Below are 1557 nucleotides of genomic sequence, written 5' to 3' on the forward strand. Positions count from 1 at the left end.
GTTGAGAATATCGACGAAGCAAGTGGCGACGCACTGCCGTGACGGCCTTTAGAGGCCGAATATTGAGACATTTTTTTGACGAACCGGCAAGCCGCAACGCAACAAATCGCGTCAATAGTTTGTTCAATCACATCTAAAGCATTGTTTATAAGCTGTTTTTCTGGCTTGGCCCACAATTTGTATTAATTAACAATACTGGAACATTATTGTGGAGCCATACGATGAGCGGTAACGAACGAAACGATACAACAATTGATTTTAATAAGGCTAAGATAGTATCTACCTATCGCGATCTAAATAAATCAATTAGCGACAATAACGATATTATTTCTCGCTTAACTCGCCGCCTCCAAACCACGCTAGATTGTAGTGACATCATTCATATGTTTGCGAGTGAAGTCCAGACTTTGGTGTCATTTGATCAAATGAAACATGAAGCTTCCAATCAGAGCCCTATCACAATTGGTGATAAATCTGGTGTACATTCTTGCCAGTACAACCTCACCATGGACGAAACAGAATTAGGCGCAATTACCTTTTCTAGAAAGAAGCGCTTTCTTGAAGAAGAACTTTCCATTATCGAGCGCCTGGCTAGCACCTTGGTATTTCCTTTACGAAATGCAAAACTATATCAAGCAGCACTTCAATCAGCGCTTAGAGATGAGTTAACGGGTTGCGGCAATAAACGCGCACTTGATGCCAGCTTACACAGAGAGGCAGAGCTAGCGACACGTCACAACACCCCTCTTTCCGTTCTCATGCTTGATATTGATCATTTTAAACACGTCAACGATACATACGGACACCTAGCCGGTGATAGCGTCCTTCGCGACCTTGCAGCGACAATCAAAAAGTGCGCGCGTGGAAGTGATTTGTGTTTTCGCTACGGTGGCGAAGAGTTCGTATTAATTCTAGATGATACAGATGCCAATCAAGCTTTAAAAATTGCTGATCGAATCAGGCAGAGCGTAGAGCAACACACCTACCTATATAAGGGCAAAATTATCCCTGTAACCATTAGTGCTGGTACCTCGACCTTCATTCAAAGTGAAACCCTTGATAGCCTGAAAGAGCGAGCAGACAAGGCACTATATAGTGCAAAATTGAATGGTAGAAACCAGGCAGTTTCAAGCGAGCTAAATGACACCCTAACTACCTTGCCGATAAGTCACGCACATTAACAGCCACCAAAACCAACATCACGCTTTCTGAAGTAAAAATTTCGAAATTACACTTAGGAAACCCCTGTTATCCAGAGGTTTCGCTAAGGACTCTAGACCAGCCTCAATTGTATTAGCAGGGATTCGGTCGCGACGATCATTCATTAAGGCTTCAGAGTATTCACAAGTCCATTCCGGGTGCCCTTGGATACTAATCAAGGAATCACTCCATTGAACGGCAAAGTATGGACAAAAATCACTTGTCGCTAGAAGCTTGGATTCTTGCGGTATATTCTGGACTTGATCTTGATGGCTAACAATCATATTAAGGGCATTTCCCTCAAAGCCTAAGTCATAGGCGCACTTGGTTAATTCATTACTTGAAACACCTACACCC

The 1557-nt window shown here is 42.9% G+C and carries 1 protein-coding gene and 1 pseudogene; one reads left to right on the top strand and one right to left on the bottom strand.

Annotated features, from left to right (window positions below):
* Window positions 1-221: 221 nt before the first annotated feature.
* Window positions 222-1181, top strand: a complete 960-nt coding sequence (locus A3757_RS22435; protein ID WP_068516688.1) for a GGDEF domain-containing protein — start codon at window positions 222-224, stop codon at window positions 1179-1181.
* A gap of 18 nt (window positions 1182-1199) precedes the next feature.
* Here A3757_RS22435 and A3757_RS27220 read toward each other — a convergent pair.
* A pseudogene (locus A3757_RS27220) lies at window positions 1200-1557 on the bottom strand (GMP synthase); the annotation flags it as partial.

It is taken from the genome of Oleiphilus sp. HI0117, assembly GCF_001635235.1.